Source organism: Gibbsiella quercinecans (assembly GCF_002291425.1).
Taxonomy (GTDB): Bacteria; Pseudomonadota; Gammaproteobacteria; order Enterobacterales; family Enterobacteriaceae; genus Gibbsiella; species Gibbsiella quercinecans.
The window spans coordinates 1326614-1348251 of sequence record NZ_CP014136.1; the positions used below are offsets into that span (position 1 = coordinate 1326614).

Annotated in this window: 17 protein-coding genes, 1 tRNA gene and 3 pseudogenes; 6 read left to right on the plus strand and 15 right to left on the minus strand. The window is 50.0% G+C overall.

The window, feature by feature from the left end:
* Positions 1-2 precede the first annotated feature (2 nt).
* The 7 genes from ACN28Q_RS06135 to tssL are packed head-to-tail and all read right to left on the minus strand — an operon-like array spanning position 3 to position 7644.
* Positions 3-2303, minus strand: coding sequence for a T6SS phospholipase effector Tle1-like catalytic domain-containing protein (locus ACN28Q_RS06135; RefSeq protein ID WP_095845534.1), 2301 nt, complete (start codon positions 2301-2303; stop codon positions 3-5).
* A complete protein-coding gene (locus tag ACN28Q_RS06140; RefSeq protein ID WP_095845535.1) occupies positions 2288-2827 on the minus strand; it encodes a Tli1a family immunity protein in 540 nt (179 codons plus the stop codon). The genes ACN28Q_RS06135 and ACN28Q_RS06140 overlap by 16 nt, the downstream gene beginning before the upstream one ends.
* Positions 2812-3315, minus strand: coding sequence for a Tli1a family immunity protein (locus ACN28Q_RS06145; protein WP_095848933.1), 504 nt, complete (start codon positions 3313-3315; stop codon positions 2812-2814). The genes ACN28Q_RS06140 and ACN28Q_RS06145 overlap by 16 nt, the downstream gene beginning before the upstream one ends.
* Positions 3316-3329: 14 nt before the next feature.
* Positions 3330-3839 carry a Tli1a family immunity protein gene (locus tag ACN28Q_RS06150; protein ID WP_230474295.1) on the minus strand — a complete coding sequence of 170 codons (510 nt, stop codon included), beginning with the start codon at positions 3837-3839 and terminating at the stop codon, positions 3330-3332.
* 14 nt (positions 3840-3853) lie between these two features.
* Positions 3854-4609, minus strand: a complete 756-nt coding sequence (locus tag ACN28Q_RS06155; protein ID WP_095845537.1) for a toxin Tle1 chaperone Tla1 — start codon at positions 4607-4609, stop codon at positions 3854-3856.
* A 3-nt stretch (positions 4610-4612) separates the two neighbouring features.
* On the minus strand, positions 4613-6997 hold the full coding sequence (locus ACN28Q_RS06160) for a type VI secretion system Vgr family protein (protein WP_095845538.1): 2385 nt from the start codon (positions 6995-6997) through the stop codon (positions 4613-4615).
* A 26-nt stretch (positions 6998-7023) separates the two neighbouring features.
* Positions 7024-7644 carry a type VI secretion system protein TssL, short form gene (tssL, locus tag ACN28Q_RS06165; protein ID WP_230469401.1) on the minus strand — a complete coding sequence of 207 codons (621 nt, stop codon included), beginning with the start codon at positions 7642-7644 and terminating at the stop codon, positions 7024-7026.
* Positions 7645-8280: 636 nt separating this feature from the next.
* Here tssL and ACN28Q_RS06170 point away from each other — a divergent pair.
* A pseudogene (locus tag ACN28Q_RS06170) lies at positions 8281-8589 on the plus strand (transposase); the annotation flags it as partial.
* A 41-nt stretch (positions 8590-8630) separates the two neighbouring features.
* Here ACN28Q_RS06170 and ACN28Q_RS06175 read toward each other — a convergent pair.
* The 6 genes and pseudogenes from ACN28Q_RS06175 to ACN28Q_RS06200 form a co-directional block, all read right to left on the minus strand.
* Complete coding sequence (locus ACN28Q_RS06175; protein WP_230469587.1) at positions 8631-10247, minus strand: DUF2130 domain-containing protein; 1617 nt, start codon at positions 10245-10247, stop codon at positions 8631-8633.
* A 2-nt stretch (positions 10248-10249) separates the two neighbouring features.
* Positions 10250-12130: an ATP-dependent endonuclease gene (locus ACN28Q_RS06180; protein WP_095845540.1), complete on the minus strand. Its 1881-nt coding sequence runs from the start codon at positions 12128-12130 to the stop codon at positions 10250-10252.
* Between the two features lie 669 nt (positions 12131-12799).
* A complete protein-coding gene (locus ACN28Q_RS06185) occupies positions 12800-13828 on the minus strand; it encodes a hypothetical protein (protein ID WP_095845541.1) in 1029 nt (342 codons plus the stop codon).
* 12 nt (positions 13829-13840) lie between these two features.
* Positions 13841-14413, minus strand: a complete 573-nt coding sequence (locus tag ACN28Q_RS06190) for a hypothetical protein (RefSeq protein ID WP_095845542.1) — start codon at positions 14411-14413, stop codon at positions 13841-13843.
* Between the two features lie 16 nt (positions 14414-14429).
* On the minus strand, positions 14430-16031 hold the full coding sequence (locus tag ACN28Q_RS06195) for a hypothetical protein (protein WP_230469589.1): 1602 nt from the start codon (positions 16029-16031) through the stop codon (positions 14430-14432).
* A gap of 212 nt (positions 16032-16243) precedes the next feature.
* Positions 16244-16442, minus strand: a pseudogene (locus ACN28Q_RS06200) (IS3 family transposase); the annotation flags it as partial.
* Between the two features lie 103 nt (positions 16443-16545).
* Here ACN28Q_RS06200 and ACN28Q_RS06205 point away from each other — a divergent pair.
* Together ACN28Q_RS06205 and ACN28Q_RS06210 are read left to right on the plus strand one after the other, a co-directional pair.
* Entirely contained in the window at positions 16546-17061 is a 516-nt protein-coding gene (locus ACN28Q_RS06205) for a hypothetical protein (protein WP_095845543.1), read from the plus strand.
* Between the two features lie 64 nt (positions 17062-17125).
* Positions 17126-17370, plus strand: a pseudogene (locus ACN28Q_RS06210) (DUF2213 domain-containing protein); the annotation flags it as partial.
* A gap of 436 nt (positions 17371-17806) precedes the next feature.
* Here ACN28Q_RS06210 and ACN28Q_RS06215 read toward each other — a convergent pair.
* A tRNA-Arg gene (locus tag ACN28Q_RS06215) sits at positions 17807-17883 on the minus strand.
* Positions 17884-18230: 347 nt separating this feature from the next.
* On the opposite strand from ACN28Q_RS06215, the gene folD reads away from it, so the two are divergent.
* Both folD and ybcJ read left to right on the plus strand, forming a co-directional pair.
* Positions 18231-19097 carry a bifunctional methylenetetrahydrofolate dehydrogenase/methenyltetrahydrofolate cyclohydrolase FolD gene (gene folD / locus ACN28Q_RS06220; protein WP_095845544.1) on the plus strand — a complete coding sequence of 289 codons (867 nt, stop codon included), beginning with the start codon at positions 18231-18233 and terminating at the stop codon, positions 19095-19097.
* 1 nt (position 19098) lies between these two features.
* Positions 19099-19311 carry a ribosome-associated protein YbcJ gene (ybcJ, locus tag ACN28Q_RS06225; RefSeq protein ID WP_095845545.1) on the plus strand — a complete coding sequence of 71 codons (213 nt, stop codon included), beginning with the start codon at positions 19099-19101 and terminating at the stop codon, positions 19309-19311.
* Positions 19312-19414: 103 nt separating this feature from the next.
* Here the strand turns inward: ybcJ and cysS are convergent, their stop codons facing one another.
* Positions 19415-20800, minus strand: a complete 1386-nt coding sequence (cysS, locus tag ACN28Q_RS06230; protein ID WP_095845546.1) for a cysteine--tRNA ligase — start codon at positions 20798-20800, stop codon at positions 19415-19417.
* 339 nt (positions 20801-21139) lie between these two features.
* On the opposite strand from cysS, the gene ppiB reads away from it, so the two are divergent.
* The gene (gene ppiB / locus ACN28Q_RS06235) at positions 21140-21634 is read left to right on the plus strand and encodes a peptidylprolyl isomerase B (protein WP_095845547.1); all 495 of its coding nucleotides are present in this window, start codon (positions 21140-21142) and stop codon (positions 21632-21634) included.
* Positions 21635-21638 lie beyond the last annotated feature (4 nt).

The window sequence follows — 21638 nt, forward strand, 5'->3', positions numbered from 1 at the left end:
CGTCATACCACTTTTGCTCCTGATTCCTTCAGCATGTTGATAGCAGAGGCCATCATGGCCTGATGCTGTTCGCTGATAACACCAGAGCGGGCCTGTGCCACCACGGCACCCGGCTGCATGGTTGACGCCGGAGGGTTCAGCGTCTGAACCACACCGGTCGCCATATCCTTCACTTTGTAAGTGGCGTTGTTATATGCCGTTTTCGGCTCGACAAACCAGACCACGTTGTTTGAGGTTGGCGCAGCATTGAGCACCTTGCCTTCCACCGAAATCAACCTGAGGTTTTTATTGGCCTGATTGCCGCAGTAAATCATGCGATAGCGGAAATAGCCGCCCCACGGCTCGCGCCCGCCCAGCGCACTCTGCATAAACCAGGCGCGGGAGTCGTGGATTTGCTCATCATAAAGTGCCAGCAGATCGGCTCGGGGTTGGGTGCGAATACCGGTTCCCAACTTATCGATAAACAGTTGGGAATAGCGCCGGTTACCATCGGCTTTCATCTGCTCGTATTCAGCGGCCTCATCGTCGCCATTTATCAGAAATATGGCGTGTTTAGGGATCACATCCAGCGCTATCTGGAGGGTTTTATCCCAGAAAATACCGCCGTTGATGTCCCGGCCCCATGCCCGATAATCATGCTGGAATTCACGGGCAGCTTCGCGTAGCTGATACTGCGCGTTGGTCGGATCAAGATCGGGTTTGCCCTGTAAGCTTTCGTCCAGTGGCTTGCGGTTTTTTTCCGCTTCGGCGCGGTGGGCATTAAGTTCTTTTACTGCCGCGTCATGCGCATCTTTTTCACGCTGTAGCCCTTCTGCATCCAACTGGGGTGCACTTTTGTAGAAGTACTGCGCGGTGAGGCTACCATTGGCATAGCGGCCAATGCGCCAGGCGGTGATCCAGCCCACCTGATCGATAACGGCACTTTCGAGCGCCTGTGAAAGTTGATACGCGCGATAACCTTGCTGCTTATCTTCAGACTCTTCGGCGCCCTGTAAGGTGGTATTGAGCAGGGTTTGGCGCCAGATGTTGAAGCGTTTGACTAGTTCCTTACTAAAATCAAATTCTCCTTGAGTTTTAATATCTATCTGACGATTAGGTGATTTATCTTTTATACAATCCGTAACGCATTCAGCTAATACCGACAGCGGCGCTCCTGCCTCAAACGCGGTGGCGTACATATCGTGGAGAACGATTTGCGATAAAATTTCGCCCACGCCATTGCATGATTTCCCTTGATCTTGTGGAGGATAACCGCCCCCCACATCGGAATGCATACCGGGATAGATCACTTCCTGGGTATTGGCCGGGTAACTGCCATCCGGGCGGCGAACCGAATCCAGCGGGAAGCACAGGCGCTGTTCGTGAGCAGAAACAAAATGTCGGCAGCATTTTATTAACCCCGGAAACGTGCGTTCATCCGGCAGTTGCTGGGTGTTATCCGCCCAGCCCATATGCCCTGCCGCACCGGGCAATATATGGGCCGCACCGACAGAGGCCACGGTATCCAGTAACCCCAGAAACTCAATACTGACCGGTAAGCCCGCCAGCGTCAGTTCCTGATGTTCTGTTTTCGTTTTCGGATCGGGTAACTGGGTTAACCAGTTTACAAAAGTACGTGCTTCGGCAGCACCGCGGGAAAAACCGTAGATAAACAGTTTAATGCGTAGTAAATGGGGTTGCTGGCTCGGCACCGCCTGGGTTTCCAGTGCCTTTAAAAGAGGCTTCATCACATTGCGGCGATTAACTTCACCAGAGAAAGGTGCATGAGCCTGCATATCGGGTAGCATTCCCTTCGCTACGCTATCGTCAAGGCGCTTGGCGCCTTTAGTAATTGCATAACTCAGGGCATCGACCAATCTTAATAACGCCCAGTTAATCCTGTCTTCCCCACCTGTCGCAAAGGCCAGACCATGAGTGCTGTAATCCATTTCACCAATTTTAGGGAATGGTGTACCAACGCCAGGAAGGTAATAGCGGAAATACCCATCACGATCGGCATCCTGGTATGTCGCATGATATAGTTTAGCAATATTAGTTGGATGCGATGGTTTTGCTGCACGGGTATCGTTCTCTTCATTGTTTCCCGTACCATCAAAGAACAAGCTGATATGCAGGCTTCGGCAGCAGGGGATAATGCCTTTTTTCCCTGTCTGTGCGGCTAACTTGATACGGTAATCCATTTCGTCTCGAACCTGCTTTTTGTAATTGGCATTAACCTGCGCAGCGCTCAGCAGTAAACGTCCTGCATCAGGAAATGGTGGCGGTGCAAAACAGGGCAACGCTAAACTCATTTCGCTGGACATGTGACAGGCTCCTTCATATTAAGAGGTTCTTTAATCGGATAGTTCTGCGTGCCATACCCGGAACATACCGTTGTCACTTTCACCTGATTACACGGCAGGAAGTGCACCGTTAAACCACAGCGTTCTTTTCCGTACTGCGGAATATTAATGACGGTACTGTGTTGTTGATATTTTGTTGCATGTTCTGCGTATGCTTTACGGAATTCATCGGTGCCCAAAGGGGGCATTCGTGCATAAGGATCAGGATCAATTTCCCATTCAACCCGTGCTTTCAAGCCGGGAGACCACTTTTCAGGAAGCATGATGCAGCAATATCCACCACCTAACCCTGGGACATGATATCCATTAACCGAAAAGCCATTTATACCTTGCCCTTCAACGTGGTTGACTGCACGTAAATCCCCGGCGGTATAACCACCGTCTCGATTTGCCTGTGAGCACCCTGAAACAAAAAATAGAATCAGCAATACACAGCCAGTAATTATTTTCTCCATGAATGTTCCATTCCTTATTTCACCGGACATGCTGATGGCTCCTTCATATCAAAAGGTTCCTTAATCGGATATTCAGGGGCATTAAACCCGTAACATGAAGTAGTCACTTTCACCTGATTACACGGCAGGAAGTGCACCGTTAAACCACAACGTTCTTTGCCGTACTGCGGAATATTAATGACGGCGCTGTGTTGTTGATATTTTGTTGCATGTTCTGCGTATGCTTTACGGAATTCATCGGTGCCCAAAGGGGGCATTCGCGCGTAAGGATCAGGATCAGTTTCCCATTCAATTCGAGCTTTCAAGTCCGGAGTCCATTTTTCGGGAAGCATAATGCAACAACTATTCCCGGTCATTGTTCCACCGTAACCATTTACAGAATACGAATTAATACCCTTTAGCGTGTGATTAAGCGCACGTAAATCTCCGGCGGTATAACCATCGTCTCGATTTGCCTGTGAGCACCCTGAAACCCAAAATAGAATCAGCAATACACAGCCAGTAATTATTTCCTCCATGAATGTCCCATTCCTTATTTCACCGGGCATGTTGCTGGCTCCTTCATATTAAGAGGCTCTTTAATCGGATAGTTCTGCGTACCATACCCGGAACATACCGTTGTCACTTTCACCTGATTACACGGCAGGAAGTGCACCGTTAAACCACAGCGTTCTTTGCCGTACTGCGGAATATCAACGATGGTACTGTGTTGCTGAAAACTGCTCTCCAGAACACGTTTCCATGCATTAAATTTTACCCTATCTTTATATCCAGGAAATGGAGGTGCGATATAGGGATCGACCTCCCATTCAACTCGTGCTTTCAAGCCGGTAGTCCACTTTTCAGGAAGAATGATGCAGCATGAGTTACCCGTTAGTGTTCCGCCGTAACCATTAACCGAAAATGAATTAATACCGCTATCGGCCATATGGTTAATACCGCTCAAATCCCCGGCGGTATAACCACCGTCTCGATTTACCTGTGAGCACCCTGAAACCAAAAATAGAATCAGCAATACACAGCCAGTAATTATTTTCTCCATGAATGTTCCATTCCTTATTTTACCGGACATGTTGCTGGCTCCGTCATAAGATCGCCTATATAGCCAGACTGGCTTGCCTGAATAGCTATTGCCATGCAGTGCGCAAAATGTGCTTCCCGAGAGATAACGGTGGCTGGCAGGTCTTTCATCAGCGCCTCGGCATCACTGACGCATCCCATCATCTCCACCTGCGCATCATTAACGCAGTTCATTTCCGGCTCATCGGCAAGCAGGCGCTCAGGGCTGTACGTCCCGGTTTTCCAGGCCGGCTCACCGTCCCGATCCCGCCAACCCCAGAACAACGCGATGTCGGTGAATGAAGCCTGCTGTTCCTGCGTAAGAATATGTGCAAACAGCTGAGGGAATATCCGATTATCGTAGTAACGCAGCAATCCACTCTGCTCATCCCAGTAAACCTGCGACAACGACTGCAGATGGTGGATTAACAGATCGAAAACCAGCGGTGAGATCAGTAGCGTCAGGCGGGGCGTACCAGAAAAATGCTGCGCCAGTTGCTCCAGCCAGCGCTGGTGACTGCAGGCTGGAAAGTGCAGACGCATCACCAGCGGGGAGTACTCTTCCGTTCCGGCTTCCGGCGTGCCGTCAAACAGAGCGAACCAGCGAACCTCTGGGAAGATCTGGCGTAGAGCATTTTGTAATGGCTGTTCCGTTCCGGCCTGGTCAACCAGCACATCAATATAATCCTGCCCGGCAGCGGTGCAGAGTAATTGAGCCTGTTTCAACCATTGCGCACTGTTATCCTTTTTCATCACTTATCCTCTTGGCACAAATGCGAGGGCGGCTTGCTGCGCTTTTTTCAGGCAGTCTTTACACACCGACTTGGGCAGTTCCGGTAGCTGAGTTTCTTCACTGGCGGGCGTATTCCAGGTATGCACGCCACGAATGCTGGTTTTACCCGGTGAATGGATCTGGATATCCCCCTGAGGTGTGATACGGATGGTTGCCCCTGCGCATCCCAGCACAATGCCGTTTTTTGCCGTCAGGCGCAGTTCGCCTTGTACCGTCTGCACGCTGATATCCTTCAATGCCGTAAGCCCCAGCGTATCGCCATGGGATTCGACAGCAAGCGGCCCCTGGCCCGACACTATTCGAATCCCTTCCTGGTGGGCCAGTAGGGAAATCGCCTGGCCGGCGTTCATCTGGATACGCTGGCCGCTGGCAATGCTGGTTTCTGTCTGGCTTTGCAAGTGCAGGGTGGTGCCGGAGTTGATCAGAATGCTTTTCGGGCTGACGGCGCCAATCCCTTCCGGAGCGCTGAGCAACATTGCCGGGGATTTCAACTGGTCCACTGCGGCCAGGTAGGCTTTCAGATGGCTAGCATCGGGTTGAAGGTTGTGATGAGACTGAGTGATAGTCTGCCAGTCGCTAATCTGACTGACGGCACCGTTGACCAGACTGATGGCTGGGGCCATCTCCAATACCTGGCCGGTTGCCGTGATCTGGGCATCAGCGGTAAGATAAAGGCCCTTCGCGGCACGCAGCGTTCCCGTGCTGTCGGTGCGCAGTTCAAAGCCTTCGCCGCGTTTATTGCGGGCATTATCAACGATATGGCCAAGCGACAGCTGGCTTTTTCCGCCAAATTCCGTTGACAGTTTGACATGTTCATAGCCCCGCCGATCCTCAAATCTGAGCTTATTATTCGCCGGAGTTCTCAGCACATTGCGTTGATAATTATAGAGATTGACATGATCCTCGTGCCGAGAGTCATGCATTGAGCAAAGGATATAGGGTCTGTCTGGATCACCGTTGGTGAAAGCGATCATCACCTGAGTCCCGGCTATTAGCGGGAAATGCCAGCCATACACGTTACCGGCATAGGGCTTCGCAAGCCTTACCGGCACACTTTCAAAACCAGGTTGCCATAACGCGTTCAGATCGAACTGAAAACGCACCCGATAGCGACCATGTTCGTCCAGTTCGGCATACTGTGCGTTTTCAACCGGGCTGGTCACCCTTGCCAGCAGCGTACCGCCAATGTGCGGCCACGGTTTCAACGGTGGGCGATATGAAATATGCGGTCGAACAGGCACGGCGGTAAAACGGATCACATAAGCGGTGTCACGGGAAATACGGGTCGACGAGGTGGACACCACCAATAGGCCGTCCGGCGCATCCGGCCAAGCCTTGCCCTGCGGGGAGATAACCATACCAGGCCGAATATCCATGCCGTTCGACATACCATCGAATGTTACCTGCTCCGTAATCAGGCGTTCCTGACGACGTTTGACAAACCACCGCCCCTGCTCTGGCAGCGCCTGAACCTCCCGCCCCTGCTGCTGATAGTTCTCACCGTAGCGATACAGTTCTCCCGTCAGTGCGGGCTTATCCAGGTCCGTTTCAATCTGCACCAGCAGATCGTCCTGCGCATTACGGTAATACTCATCATTGAGCTTCGTTCTGGCAGCAACAGACTGACGGCTGACCGAAATATCCCATAGGGATTCACGCCCGCCATCAAACAGCCCTAAGGGGTGACGAAAGGCAATATCTTGTCGTTCCCCGTATGCCTGGGAGGTATCTCCCAGCACCAGCACGTCACGGTGATTTTCCTCGTCCCATGTGAAGTAATAAAACACACCGATACGCGCCAGATGGCGCTCAATGAAGTCGAGATCGCTTTCCGCATAAGCGATATAAAACTCACGAACCGGGTATTGAGTATTCAGCCGAAAGTGATAATCCAGCGAGGAGAATGCCCAACGGTTGAGAATATCCTCCACCACACCCGGCACGCTTTTATGTTGATAAACGGCATACATCAGGCTGTTTTTTAGCAGCGCCAGGCGGGGTTGCAAGGTCACCACATAGCGGGTTTCATCCGCAGAGGAATCACATTGCTGAAAGCCGGTAATCACGCCGCGCAGAATACGGGGCGCAACGGACTGCCAGGGCTGGCCGTCCGGGTAAAACAGTAGTTGAGCAGTGGTATTAATCAGGCTATCAGCCAGGATGTCACGGGTTGCGCTGGTGATTTCAATCGTATAGCACCATGGGGTATTCAGGGCTTCTTCACCGCTGAATCGCAGCACTGACAGCTGAATTTCCGGATGCTGTTTTTTCAACTCTGGAATACTCAGTTGGTAGTGGTTGTACACCGGCATTTTGCCGCCCTGAATAACAAAATCCTTTTTGCCCATTTACAGGTTCCTTCCCGATATTTGCGTCAGCCGGGGATACACCACTTGCCAACCAGGTAATGCAGATGGCCGTTTATGATGATGGTTGCGATAACAATGGCAATAAACACGCCGCTGCAGATAAGCCAGGGCCAGCGCTGCCAGAATGGCGTTTTATGGCGTGAACGCCGGATAAGCACGGGGGTATTAAGAGGCGCTGAATGCTCAGGCAATAATGTTTTCAACTGCCGCATCAACGACAGGCGCTCATCATCGCCCTCAGTCCTGTATTTCCCTGCATAACCGAACCGCAGCATCCGGTAGTAACAGCTCGCCCGTGCTTCAGAAGGAACCGGTTCGCGTAGCAGTTTTTTAATATGTTCGTAGAAATGCTCGCCACCGTGAATATGCCCCAGGAAATGGCCCTGCAGCGGTGTACGCCGCCACCAGGTGGACACATCCGTATCCGGCTGGGTCATGACTGCCTCGTCCAGAAAAACGCTGTGGGCGAATTTGATTTCTTCAATGAGATATTCAGGCGCACCCGCGGCGGCAAGCTGATCCTGCACCTGCTGGATCATGTCAAAGCAACGCTGGTACAGCGCATCATCAACCGTAACGGGTTGTTTATTGCGAATAGCAAGCGCCAACAGCCAGGTATCCTGCATCAGGGTATCAAGGGTTTTTGCTGTGATTTCGTTATCTGAAGAATGCAAGGGCTACCGTCCTGGTGAGTATTGTGCGCTGTCCGTTCATTGACCCATGGTGTTTATCATTCTTAGCCGCATCAGCGCACAGTAAGGATGCTACCTTACATTTTTTGGATAGCTTCAACATGCTAATGACGGATGAGACGCTACACTTCTTTACCCGCGATAGTAGAATAATAAGAATACGAAGATCAAATATTCAGATCGATATACCAAAAAATAAATTAATTAAGTATTTTCATCTAAATATTAATTTTTGAAATTGTCGGAATTTAATGATGTCTGGCTGGATTGAGGATGAGAAGTGGTGATTTGTATCGTGCAGGGCCGTATGTGAGTGGCTTTTCTGATCAAGTGTTTAATTGTTGACTTATATCAATGATATTTTCCGAATAAAAAGTACACGCATCAGAATGATAAATTTGAGTGATTTTTTATTGGTATGAATTCATCTTACTGATAAATATATAAAAATTAATCAGAGTAAGGGAAGGTATAGATAACTTTCGATGCCACGACTTGCGACACACTTGGGCGAGTCGGCTTGCCACGTCTGAGATTGAGGTGGCGCTGGATAAGTTCGCAGGCATCTAGGATGATAAATACCCGCAAATCAGTAAAAGCTGGCATGTAACACTTGGAAAGACTCAATACGTTCTTCTGCTATCCGACAGATATCCGTAAGCTATCTTCACCACGAATGCCATCAGGTCACTGAACAGCGAGCTCCGCGCAGCCATCAAGAAGCGCAAGATGTTCCCGACGGACGACTCGGTACGAAAGGTGGTTTATCTGGCGATCAAGGATGCGTTAAAAAAATGGAGCATGCCGATTCAGAACTGGCGGCAGGCGATGAGCAGTTTTATTATCGAGTTCGGTGACCGCCTGAGCGATCACCTTTAATTCGGTGGCAGTTACACAGAATTACGGACAGACTCTATTGCTTATTTGGTGTCAGGCGCGCCCTCGTGTTTGAATTCGGCAAATTTGGCAGCCATCGTCGGGTTACCGCGAGTCAGTTTCTTGACCGTGAGGTCTTCTGCCTTATCATTGGCGAGCCGCAAGTTGTTGGCTGATTTGTGCAGCGCTTCTTTCGTTTTTTCCAAATCCTTGATGGCTTCGTCAATGCGCTTGACCGCTTCCTCGAAGCCGTCTGAAGCCAGGCGCCAGTTGCGCCCAAATGCACTCTTGAAGTCATCAAGCTGGGTTTCGAAATTTGTGATGTCAATATTCTGCGCTTTCATCAGTGCCAACTCTGATTTGTACTGGAGCGAGTTCATCGCCGCATTACGTAGTAGCGTGATAATGGGGATGAAGAACTGCGGCCGAACAACATACATTTTCTGATAGCGGTAAGATACATCAACGATCCCAGCATTGTAGAGCTCATTATCAGGCTCAAGTAGGGAGACCAACACGGCGTATTCACAACATTTTTCAGTACGGTCTTTGTCGAGTTCTTTGAAAAAGTCTTCGTTTTTCTTCTTAGTGGCGGTTTCGTCGCTTTCGTTTTTCATCTCGAACATGATTGAGACGATCTCAGAGCCTGCATCATCTTGGTCGCGGAAAATGAAATCGCCTTTGCTGCCGGTCCGTGCGTCATTGTCTTTCTCGAAGTAGGACTTCGGAAACGCGGTGGCCCGCAAGCGATTGAACTCGATCTCACAATGCTGTTCAAGGGTTTCGCCAACCATCTTGGTCGATAATTTTGCCTTCAGATCCTTAAGGCGTTCGATGGCATCATCGCGGTCCTTGAGCTGTGTTTCGTACTTGTCTTTGAGCGCTGTCTCGGCGAGCTGTTTTTCTAGAGCAGCTCGATCAAGTCCGCTCTTTAGTTCATCACGTTGCTTTTCAACCTCACTTACTGCTTCAGAGAGAGTGAGCCTTTGTGAGACTTCAATAGTCTCAAGCCTAGACTGCAGGCTCTGAATCTCTGCATCTTTGGTTGCAATGGCTTGCTGTAAGTCGCTTAAGTGCTTCATCTCAGCCAAACGAGATGCGGCTTCTTGCTCGTTCTTTGCCTTTTCCAGTGCGCTTGCCAGTGCATCCCTATCCTTTTCCACGACACTTAGCGCCTCGCTGACAGCGAGTTTTTGTGCCACTTCACTGGCATCGAGCCTAGCTTGTAGATCCTGGATTTCAGAATCCTTGGCGACGGCAGCCTTTTGAAGTTCGTTCAGGAGATTAGCTTCAGCCAATTGAGCAGCCGTTTCCTTCTCCTGCTTTATCTTCTCCAGAGCGCTTGCCAGCGCGTCTCGGTCTTTCTCCACTGTGCTCAGTGCTTCACTGACGGCGAGTTTCTGTGCAACATAACCTGCATCGAGCTTTGCCTTCAGCTCTTGAATCTCAGTATCCTTGGCGGAAGCCTCTTTCTGCAACTCGCTTGTGACCTTGGCCTGGGCGAGCTCGACGGCGTTGCGCTTGTCCTGCTCTGCCAACTCCAGCCGTTCATGCAACTGCTTCTCAAAATCGCTATCGCGAACCTGTTTCAGGATTTCCGCATACCCGGCTTCGTCCACTTTGAAGGCCTTTTTGCAGTGTGGACAGATGATTTCATGCATGTCTATTCTCCTTCTACCTTGGTCAAAATTTGTTGAAGCATCTCCGGAACTGCTCCATCAGCCTTGAGTGTTGCCGTGCGGTATGCGAGCTGATTTTTCGAAAGACTAAGACCGGTGGCAGCCTCGATCTCGTTGCAGGCTCCAACCCATTCAGGCCAGTTTTCTGACAAGAACGATTCTAGATGATCCTCAAAGATCGCAACTTCATTCGCAACACAGGCCAACGGGAAATCTTCTTCAACCATACCGAAATACCGCAGAAGCTTTCGGTTCTCCTTAGCATGGTTGTTCTTTTCACTGTCAATTGCTTCTTGTCTCTTATTTTTTGCTTTGGCACGGGACTCAAAGCCAGCATCTGCGTCAAAGAGTGCATAAGCGGGCACACCCATAGTACTGAGAATGGCATGTGCAAGCGGTATGGATGTCTTTGACCCTACGGGGACAATCGATACGCCGCCAGCCTCAAGTAAGCCGTGTGATGTCCTGTCTCCAATGCCATAGAAGACGGATGATTCCGTTGTCCCTTCCACGATGAATGCCCGGTTAGCAAAGAGTGCGATAGAGAGTTGATCAGCCACATTGTGGTCAAGCCTGCGAGCAACCACATCGTCATCCACAATTCCGTTCAGCCTGGCTTTAACATCTTCAATGGTTGCGCAATGAACAGAAACTACAGGAGGTTCATCAGATGATCTTGTCAGCCGCCTAACCTGATTGAAATGGCGAGCTTCAAGAAAATAGGGGCTGTGAGTCGCATAGGTTACCTGGATGCACTTGTCTGGGTTTTCTACGAGCGAGCGGATCACTTTTGCAAATGCCTGCGCCTGGATTGGGTGTTGAAAAAGTTCCGGTTCCTCAATTGCCAAACAGATGACACCGTCTGCTGAAGCAGAGCCCGATTGTGCCAAGAGCTGAAGCGCGGAGATCAGAATCGTCCGTTGGAAACCGTGTCCCTGCCGTTCGACAGCCGTTTCGGTTGTTCCATCAAGCACAGCTACTTCGAATGTGGTCTTGGGGGCCTTGAGTTCCACCTCGGCTGGGGAAACTGTGACAGCCCGTCCAGGTGAATAAGACGCAACGACTGCATTAAGCTCTGTTGTTATTGTTTCTAATTGTGTTCTGAATTTTTCTTCGTAAACTTTTTGCTGCTTTTCTCTTGATTCCTCGACGATTGTTGCAATTTCTTCATCCGCTGCAGTACGGTCAATGGATCGCTCCAGAATGCGCCCGATGATGCTTGACTTACCATCCATTGATTCCTCGCTTGCACGAAGATCTGCAGTCACCAAGACGAAGTCGAAGAGGCCACTCATCTTACCGCCGCTGTTGAAACCGAAAAAGTTAGTCTGAAGCGATTCGAGTACATCCTCGAGCAGCTCGGTATGCGATGCCTCCCAGGTTGTTATCGCCTCTTCAACATTAGGGCCTGTTTTCGCGGCCGGGAGATCCAGCTCTGGGCGCCGTGCCCGTAGCCCGTTGTACAAATCTTTCTTCGCGGTTGCGCTACTCGCGGCTTTTATTGGATTGAAATCGGGGAAGCCCTTTGCGTTAGCTGAGAGTCGATCGGATCCATCAGGTGATTGTCTTCTCCATGCAGTGAAAGTAGTAGCCCCATCCGGTGCATACCTGCCAAGGGCTTCGCGGTCCTTTTGGGTAAGGTCAGTGAACGTAATTTGGACCTCGACTTCTTCATCCGCCGCCCCGAAGGAGCAATCTTTTTCTGTCAAGGACCCCGGTTTACCGTTGAAGAACCAATCTAGAGCACGCAGCACAGTCGACTTCCCTGCACCGTTTGGCCCAATGAAGGTTGTGACCGAGTCGAAGGTGATCGTTATATCCTTGAGTGCTCGGAAATTATTAATGCGAACGGATTGAATCTTCATATCAGTTTTGCTCCATTAACCTTGCTGTTATCTATCAATGTTTCAGTTCTTCCAATTCACTTTCTGTTTCCAGTTCAACATTAGGTACCATTCTTTGAGTTATGGATGATATAAGCGGAATACCTCAATCTGTAGTCTGGTTAATTATTTAGGATATTTGGCGATTGTTCATAACACAGAATCTGGGGTAAGTGGCTTCCAGTTATCTACTATTGTGAACGTTTATTTAGCATTCAGTAATAGTTTAATTTATTGTACAAAATCGCTCGCCTAAATTAATTGGTCACGACAAATTTTCATCATACGATCAAGAATAATAGATAGCACAACATTACATCTGTCCTTCTTCTGCGATAAGCTGGCGACATACCGCCAAGTTGAGCTCAACAAACTCTTCCCAGCTGTATAGGCGGGAATAATGGCGCTCAAATTGCAGATCAACCCGACAAATATCCGGACGAAAATTGTAGATGCTGCAGCCTTTGCTGGCTGCGTCATAATGTCGGCACGTGCCGTCACCCCGATCCAGAAAACAAGTCTCTTCTGCCATACTCACGCGTTGGCAACAAATCCCACACTGAGAACATGGAAATGGTGAAAGATTGCTGTAGCAGGACATCTTCATCACTCGTTATCAGGCTCGCGTATGATCGCGAGCTTGTTTTCACTTTACGCGACAACATCATCCAGTTTGTCCTTTTTGCCTTCCGCGACGGCCGAAATATCAATAATGCGTCGTTCAGTGGAAAGCACCAGATTCCCCTCTTGATCAAGGATCGGAGTATCAATCATCGCTTTCAGTAATTGTGCGTATTTAACCGACATAAACACGACTTCTTTGCACTCCTGCGGGAAGTCACGGAAGTTTTCACCGTAGCTTTCCAGAGCGTTCTTCATGTCGTAAACGGTACCGCGAAGGCGACTACTCGTCAGGGAAAAAGCATTATTCGCCAGTGTCGTTACCTTTTCAATAGACTGGAGTTTACCAACCATTAATACGCCTTGAGCGTGGATCGTTCTTGCCTGTTCTAGGTTACAGCGTGCGTTGTTTAGCGCTTCTTCCCCCTTATTTCCCAGAATATGGCCGAAAATAGCCAATGCTGGGCCTGCAACAATCCCGCCCAACACCATCATTCCACCAGCCATGCCAAAACCACCTGTAGCCAGTGAACCGCCCCCCAGCCATGCCAGAGTGGCGTTGGTTGCCGCTACGCCAGATAGAGAAGAGATCGCAGTCCCTGTGCTTGCAGTTGCTAGCAGCATAGTGCCGTTATAGGCGCCAAATGCCAGCGCTGCACCACTTCCCATTCCCGCGCCAATACCCAAACCGGCATCTTTCAGCATCTGATAATCCTGCTTCAGGCCCGACAAGGTTGTGCTGGTAAAATCATCCGCGTTGAGTTTTTCCAGCTCCGCGCTGTGAGTTAGCTCGACGTTTTTAAGGCGGCCATAGGTAACGATAAACTCATTAATGACGCTGTTAAACGCGCGAAGCTTACGCTGACCATAGTCTTCAATGATTTTATTGGTGGCTTCACGGCTGGACTCGATTTGAGAGCTGATGTCGTTAACCATGCTTTGTGCGCTTTCATTGATGTCTTTTGCATTGCTGTGGTCTTTTGCACCACCAACACCTTTCGTAATACCGTAAATCCCTGCGGCTGCTGCTATCGCACCAATAATAATTGGAATAGGCATGTCATAACTCCTTTATTCAATAATCAGAGAGAGTGTTTTACTCACTTCACTGTTTAATTCTTCGGCACGATCCAGAAGGTCTTTAAAAATAAAATCCGGAACCTTGAAATAAAGCTGAATATCTTTCAGCAGCATCCATTCAATACTGGAGATTTGGCCATCTCTCAGAGCAACCAAAAAAAGCTGGAAAATGATGATTTTTGGCGTCGCGAGATTTTCCGTCTTTTTATCTTCGAGCAGAATTTTTAATACTGCGGTTGCGGCCTGAATACGACTTCCAGGCGCATCAATTCTGGAAAGCGGATAAACCTTCAATTTCTCAATTAAGTTGTCCTCAGCAGACCGGCTGAAGACTCCACCAAAGACTCCCTTATCAGATAAGCCTGGAGAGTACTGTTCCATCTCTTCCAGCAATTCAGTTTCCAGCGAGTCCTTTTGGATTGTCAGATTATTCAGGTCAGAGTCCGACGTCAGTTCATCCTTCGTTTTTCCGTCCCAAAGCAATGGGTTATCAGACAATGCAAGAAGTCTGTCAAGTTCAACAAGTAGAGCCTTTTTTTCATAAGGTAGCATTTTAATTAGCATGGGGATCCTACCCCATTCACAACATTAAAGGTTTGTCTGAATCCATAAAACCTTCGAACTCAGGCATGGTCTGGAACTGCAATTGAGTGCCGAGCAAAGTGGCAAAATCATTAATCGCAAACGCCAAGTCATTAATGTTATCGCTGCCACCAGAAATGACTTCAAAGAGGCGTTGCGTATCGTTGCGAAGCTGTGGAATTTCCCGAGCCGTAAATTCATCAAGCAACGCCTGCTGTTGTACGATATGTGCACGAGCTTCAGTCTCAATGGCGCTGATATGTGCCAGACGTTCACGCGAAAGTGTCACACCACGAGCTGCTTCAAGAGCGCTTTGATAAAACATGGACGAAAGCGTGTAACCAATCATGCCGCCAATCGCCGCCCCAACCACCGGAATAGGAATAGCAATTTGCCCCAGTGCCGCCATCATGCCACTGGAAAGCATTCCGGCCCCTTTTTCACCGATATCATTCAGCAGTTCAGCCTCATCAATCTCATCATTGATGTAACACTTGATGGAGATTCCCAGCGACAGGCAGATATTGACCGCCAGCGAGGGGGCTGTCGTTCCGGCTATCGCTCGCAGTGTCTGCTTTTCTGACTGCTGTAAGCCCGCCTTTATTGCAGAACCCGCGAATGCCGAACCATAGCCTAGTGCTGCTGCTTTAACGGCATCAACGGCGATATCTTCAACAGCTTCACCCAGCGCTTTCTTCTGCTGCGCCACATTGAAGATGTTGACGACCAATGAAATCGCCCCGCCAACAACCCCCCCTGTTTTTGCCCCTTCGATACCAGCGCGGTGGCTGGTGCGTGCAATATCCATTGCTGTTGCGATCTTAGGATTCTCGCGGTAAAAAATGGCTTTTTCGGTCGTTAAACCACTGTCACAAACATTGCCAGCTATCTGATCGTAGTTGTCTGCTTCACGGCGAAGCTTATCTGCAACATCCTGCTTTCCGGCCGCCTCAACCTTATTCGCTTGTTCACGCAGAGTAGAGGCTTGTGTACGACAGTGTTCCGCCGCCCCTTTATACTGTTCAGACGGTAGCTCCAGCTTAACGCCTCGGTAGCGAGAGAACTTACCGTCATCTTTGGCGATATCTTTCAAAAGTTGGTTGTGGTCGCCGACAAATTTCATCTGGCTCTGCGAACCTTCAACAATCACGCCATTCTGAATCTTCACGCGGTCAACGACGTTATGGTTACGACCATACTCTTGCAAATCGTCGCTACGCATTGTTCGTAATGTATTGCCATTAATAATCGCTTCTGCGTTATCGCGACTGGTGGTTGCAATTTCGGCAGAGAAACCCGCCTGCTGCTTAATATTTTTTGTCGCGTAATCAGGATTCACTTTATGTGTCGCAACATCCGCTAGTCCTTTAGCAAACCGTTGACCCGTCTCGTTATCAACGCCACGATAGTTTTTAAGGTATTCCGCGCTTGCACTGCCAAAACGTTTAACGAGTTCATCTCCAGAAAGAGCGGTAACTGTACGGTTTCGATCGCGTTCAATTTGGTCTCTGTGATATTGTCGCTTATCAGCGTCAGACGGAGATAACGCGCTGTTATCATTTTTTCCCATAATTATTCCCGAGCAGATCTGATTGGTCACTATATCTCCATAAAACTTCTATCACTTAATCCATTATTAGTCCAATGCCACTACTCGGATACCATGGATGTGACCCTATATATCCAGACGTTTTTCTCTCTTGCGATTGCAATAATTTCCTGCATATATATTCCCGTGGTGAACAATACTCAGTTGTGCACGCGACACGTCAAGACTTCTGAAGGCGTCGGCTATTCGTCGTCCAATGCAACCGCCGGCGAACCGTCTTCATATTGTTTGCGCCATTTAAATATCTGGTTTGTATTAATACCATGCAAACATGAGACACGGTCATTCCGGGTTCCATAGTCTACTGAATAATAGCAATTTTTCCTGCAGAGTACGGCGCCGACGTCGTTCAGGCCCTGATGATACTTCAACTATATTAGCATTCTGACTGGTGTTAAACATAGTCCTAAGACTACCTATTATTTTAAGAGAGACTAAGTGTCTGGTGATCTATGAGGCTAGTCTATATTATCTGAATCATCATTATTATATTGGTAGGATAGCAATGAGTAACATTACAGTAGCAGAGGTAGGTTCGCTTTTTTTATCTCTTGTGGTTCCTATCACAACAGGGGTTGTAGCAGCGGGATTTACAGCCTACTTTGCGTTAAATCGATTCTATCGTGAGAAATGGTGGGAAAAGAAAGTTTCATCCTATAATAATTTGATTGATAAGCTTCTCGAGCTTAAAGATTTATACGTATATGCCTCATTTATCACAGAGATGAAATATAATGTAGATAGGGAGTTAAGTACTTATCCAAAGGGAAAAGTTGACTGGAATAAGATAAATGAGGTTCGGGCTCAGGTGCACCGACTTTATGTGCTATCACCTATCTCATTCAGTCATAACGTTAAGATTTTACTTGATGAATTGCTGAAAAAAGACAATGATAATAATTATAGTATCTGCGAAGAGGGATACCCTGAATTCATCGGTTACCATGAAATGTCGAAAGTCATTCAATCATCCATAGACGCAATTCTCGAGGATGCGAGATCGGAACTGAAATTCAATTGAAAAGATAACAAAGCTGCCACGGCGGCCTTGTTTATTGCCTGAAATCCGCCAAAGAGGACCCAGCATGAAACGCAACCGCATTAACGTGCTGACCGTCGTCAACTCCGTTTCAAACATCACAACCGAAACCATCGATGGCAAACCACATATCGTGGTTCGTGGTATCACGCCCGTTGTCGACGATATTGTGATGTGTACCCGGCAGCAGAAATTGAAAAGGCGTTTAACACGCTTGAGAGAAATCCGATGCCGCTCGGTTACACCAAAGGACAGGCGATTTCTGTCGCCAATGGCCGCATCACTGTTGAAACTACCGGTGAAAACGCTACGACAGTGTTCGCATATGCCGAAGAAAATACCACCCTTATCGTAGAAGCAACCGCATGGAACGAATTAACGGTACAGGAGGATTAGCACAAACAATTATGTTTATTTATACAGTACAATCTAATTGTACCCCACCTCTCCGGAGGAGACCTATGGCACGAAATTACGAAATCTCCAGCGCGGTTAACGCCGCTATAAAACGAGGCATCACCGATAAACTCACAGTTGAAATACGTGATTTCATTCACGAACTGGTGAAACTCAAGCATCACTTTTGTCCGCAACAAACTAACTGTTGGATACGCCGGTAACCCAACATGCGAGAAAAATTGACGACGTCTTGGCGGGCAATGTCACTAATCTGGCACTTTTGGAAAATATTGCAGTGGGAGAATGAGTGTAACTCATTGATATTTAATGGTACGCCCTACAGGGCTCGAACCTGTGACCTACGGCTTAGAAGGCCGTTGCTCTATCCAACTGAGCTAAGGGCGCATTGGGATGCGGCAACCGGGGGTTGCGGGTTGGGATTATACGGTCAGCGGGTACTGAGTCAATGCCTTTTCATAGGGTTGCGCCAGCTGCGGTGCCTTATGGCGATTTTTCGCCCATGCGGCATCGCTATCCCACCGTTAATCATTGCTATTTCACCCAGCGGCCTTAGCATTCTCCCCTGCCGCCGGCACCAATCCCCCTACGTTATGGCAGCTAAAACGCCGCAAATCAGCCAAGTCTGACGCCGTTCCACGCAATAACCCTGATTCAACGCCTGACAGCGCGGCCAGCTTCTGACAAAATAGCGCCATCCCCCCGCTTTTCTTAATTGATGGATTTCCTCACTGATGGCAGCAAAAATTATTGATGGTAAAACGATTGCGCAGCAGGTTAGAAATGAAGTGGCTGAGCATGTTAAACAACGTCTGGCCGCTGGCAAACGTGCTCCCGGCCTGGCGGTGATACTGGTCGGTGAAAACCCGGCCTCACAGATTTACGTCGCCAGCAAGCGCCGCGCCTGTGAAGAGGTCGGCTTTATTTCCCGCTCTTACGATCTGCCCGCTTCCACCTCCGAGGCGGAGCTGCTGGCCCTGATCGACACGCTAAATGCAGACAAAGAAATCGACGGCATTTTGGTACAGTTGCCACTGCCGGCCGGTATCGATAACGTCAAGGTGCTTGAGCGCATCCTGCCGGATAAAGACGTTGATGGCTTCCACCCGTACAACGTCGGCCGCCTATGCCAGCGCGCGCCGAAGCTGCGCCCCTGCACACCGCGCGGCATCGTCACCCTGCTGGAGCGCTACAACATCGATACCTTCGGGCTGAATGCCGTAGTGGTCGGCGCGTCCAACATCGTTGGCCGCCCAATGAGCATGGAACTGCTGCTGGCGGGTTGCACCACCACCGTCACCCACCGCTTTACCAAAAACCTGCGCCATCATATCGAACATGCCGATCTGCTCATCGTCGCCGTCGGCAAGCCGAACTTTATCCCTGGCGAATGGATCAAAGAAGGCGCGATCGTGATCGATGTGGGCATTAACCGGCTGGAAAGCGGTAAAGTAGTGGGTGACGTGCTGTTTGAAGAAGCCGCCGCCAAAGCCTCGTACATCACCCCCGTACCGGGCGGCGTTGGGCCAATGACGGTCGCCACGTTGATCCAAAACACGCTACAGGCGTGTGAAGAGTACCATGACACGGAGAACCACTAAGATGGCAACCTTTTCCCTGGGTAAATACCCGCACGTCGAACTGTGCGATCTGCTGAAACTGGAAGGCTTGAGTGAAAGCGGCGCGCAGGCGAAAAACGCCATTGCCGATGGCCTGGTTACGGTAGACGGCGCGGTGGAAACCCGTAAGCGTTGCAAAATCCTCGCCGGGCAAACGGTCAGCTACGCCGGGCAACAGATCACCGTAACTGCGTAACCCTACCGTATTGATGGCCGGCTGTGCTGTTATCGCCGCCGGCTATCGTTGAAAACCGCGGTGGAAAGTGGGCAACCCGCCACGCAGGTTGCCATTATCGCGGTTACTTACGGCGCCAGATCGTTCCCTGCGCGCCGTCTTCCAGCACAATACCCATTTCGTTTAGGCGATCGCGCGCCGCATCGGCTGCCGCCCAGTTTTTGGATTGGCGGGCGTCGTTGCGTTGTTTGATCAGCGCTTCAATCTCCGCCACCTCACCGTCATCCGCCTGAGCGCCGCTCTGCAGGAACTGCTCTGGCTCCTGCTGCAACAGGCCAAGCACCTTCGCCAGCTTGCGCAGCTCCGCCGCCAGGCTGTTGGCCGCCGCCATATCTTCCCCTTTCAGGCGGTTGACGTCGCGGGCCAGATCAAACAGCACCGAATAGGCTTCCGGCGTGTTGAAATCATCGTCCATCGCTTCCCGGAAGCGTGCCTCAAAGGCTTCACCGCCGGCCGGCCGGGCCGCAGCGTCGGTGCCGCGCAGCGCAGTGTACAAACGCTCCAGCGAAGCACGCGCCTGTTTCAGGTTCTCTTCGCTGTAGTTCAACTGGCTACGATAATGGCCAGACATCAGGAAATAACGCACGGTTTCAGGATCGTAATGCCCCAATACGTCACGGATGGTAAAGAAGTTGTTTAAGGATTTAGACATCTTCTCTCTGTCAATCATCACCATGCCGGAGTGCATCCAATAATTGACGTACGGGCCATCGTGCGCACAGCTTGATTGGGCGATCTCGTTCTCATGGTGTGGGAACATCAGATCCGAGCCGCCGCCGTGGATATCGAAATGGGTGCCAAGCTGTTTGCAGTTCATCGCCGAGCACTCAATGTGCCACCCTGGGCGGCCTGGCCCCCATGGCGATTGCCAGCTCGGCTCACCCGGCTTGGACATCTTCCACAGCACGAAGTCCATCGGGTTGCGTTTCACGTCATCAATTTCCACGCGCGCGCCGGCCTGCAGTTGATCCAGATCCTGGCGCGACAGCAGGCCGTAATCCGGATCGCTGTCGATCGCGAACATCACGTCGCCGTTGCTCGCCACATAGGCATGATCGCGCTCAATCAGGCGCTGGGTAAGCGCGATAATTTCGCCGATATGCTGGGTAGCGCGCGGCTCCTGGTCTGGCCGTTCGATCAGCAGCGCATCGAAATCCGCATGCATCTCGGCCAGCATGCGCGCCGTCAGTTGCTCGCAGGTTTCACCGTTTTCCGCCGCGCGGCGAATGATTTTGTCGTCAACGTCGGTAACGTTGCGCACATAATCCAGATCGTAGCCCAGGTAGCGCAGATAGCGCGCCACCACGTCAAAGGCGACAAAGGTGCGCCCGTGGCCAATGTGGCACAAATCGTAAATGGTCACCCCGCACACGTACATGCCCACTTTCCCGGCATGAATAGGTTTGAATTCCTCTTTTTGACGACTCAGGGTATTAAAAATCTTTAGCATCAGGATATTCCGTGGTGTACGTGATAACAGTATTAATTACAGGGCATCAACTTAATGCTGCGTATTGAACCCCGAAGGGTGATGTAATGCAAGGTTCAGGCACGGGTTTGCTGCCCAGGCCGGTAAAAAAGCTCATAACCATGAATAGTATCACCAGGCAGGGCAAAAAATCCCGTATTGCAGTATCCGCCCCAACCCGCCAATACTGACTCGCTAAGTGAGATATGTTATAAGAGCGGTCTGATCGTGCACGCTGTAATGACAGGCGCGCTGGCTTTCCGGCAACGCGTATGTTGAGCGTATATGTGGCATCTCACTTCACCTTGTTAGGATTAAAATATGGTTACTTTCCACACCAACCACGGCGATATCGTTATCAAGACCTTTGCTGACAAAGCGCCGGTTACCGTTGAAAACTTCCTGAACTACTGCCGTGCAGGCTTCTACGACAACACCATTTTCCACCGTGTTATCAATGGATTCATGATCCAGGGCGGCGGCTTTGAGCCAGGCATGAACCAGAAAAGCACCCAGGCGCCAATCAAAAACGAAGCCAACAACGGCCTGAAAAACACCCGTGGCACCTTGGCAATGGCCCGTACCAACGATCCGCACTCTGCCACCGCCCAGTTCTTCATCAACGTTGTCGACAATGACTTCCTGAACTTCCGTGGCGAAAACGCCCAGGGCTGGGGCTACTGCGTATTTGCCGAAGTGGTTGAAGGCCTGGACATCGTCGACAAAATCAAAGGCGTGAAAACCGGCCGCAGCGGTATGCACCAGGACGTTCCGGTTGAAGACGTGGTAATCAACAGCGTTACCGTCAGCGAATAATCAC

Bases quoted from the DNA above. Each gene is read 5' to 3' on its own strand.
- ACN28Q_RS06180 (WP_095845540.1), bottom strand. From the start codon at position 12,130: ATGAAGATTCAATCCGTTCGCATTAATAATTTCCGAGCACTCAAGGAT.
- ybcJ (WP_095845545.1), top strand. From the start codon at position 19,099: ATGGCAACCTTTTCCCTGGGTAAATACCCGCACGTCGAACTGTGCGAT.
- ACN28Q_RS06135 (WP_095845534.1), bottom strand. From the start codon at position 2,303: ATGTCCAGCGAAATGAGTTTAGCGTTGCCCTGTTTTGCACCGCCACCA.
- tssL (WP_230469401.1), bottom strand. From the start codon at position 7,644: ATGCAGGATACCTGGCTGTTGGCGCTTGCTATTCGCAATAAACAACCC.
- ACN28Q_RS06140 (WP_095845535.1), bottom strand. From the start codon at position 2,827: ATGTCCGGTGAAATAAGGAATGGAACATTCATGGAGAAAATAATTACT.
- ACN28Q_RS06145 (WP_095848933.1), bottom strand. From the start codon at position 3,315: ATGGAGGAAATAATTACTGGCTGTGTATTGCTGATTCTATTTTGGGTT.
- cysS (WP_095845546.1), bottom strand. From the start codon at position 20,800: ATGCTAAAGATTTTTAATACCCTGAGTCGTCAAAAAGAGGAATTCAAA.
- folD (WP_095845544.1), top strand. From the start codon at position 18,231: ATGGCAGCAAAAATTATTGATGGTAAAACGATTGCGCAGCAGGTTAGA.
- ACN28Q_RS06205 (WP_095845543.1), top strand. From the start codon at position 16,546: ATGAGTAACATTACAGTAGCAGAGGTAGGTTCGCTTTTTTTATCTCTT.
- ppiB (WP_095845547.1), top strand. From the start codon at position 21,140: ATGGTTACTTTCCACACCAACCACGGCGATATCGTTATCAAGACCTTT.
- ACN28Q_RS06160 (WP_095845538.1), bottom strand. From the start codon at position 6,997: ATGGGCAAAAAGGATTTTGTTATTCAGGGCGGCAAAATGCCGGTGTAC.
- ACN28Q_RS06190 (WP_095845542.1), bottom strand. From the start codon at position 14,413: ATGCTAATTAAAATGCTACCTTATGAAAAAAAGGCTCTACTTGTTGAA.
- ACN28Q_RS06155 (WP_095845537.1), bottom strand. From the start codon at position 4,609: ATGAAAAAGGATAACAGTGCGCAATGGTTGAAACAGGCTCAATTACTC.
- ACN28Q_RS06175 (WP_230469587.1), bottom strand. From the start codon at position 10,247: ATGCATGAAATCATCTGTCCACACTGCAAAAAGGCCTTCAAAGTGGAC.
- ACN28Q_RS06150 (WP_230474295.1), bottom strand. From the start codon at position 3,839: ATGGAGAAAATAATTACTGGCTGTGTATTGCTGATTCTATTTTTGGTT.
- ACN28Q_RS06185 (WP_095845541.1), bottom strand. From the start codon at position 13,828: ATGCCTATTCCAATTATTATTGGTGCGATAGCAGCAGCCGCAGGGATT.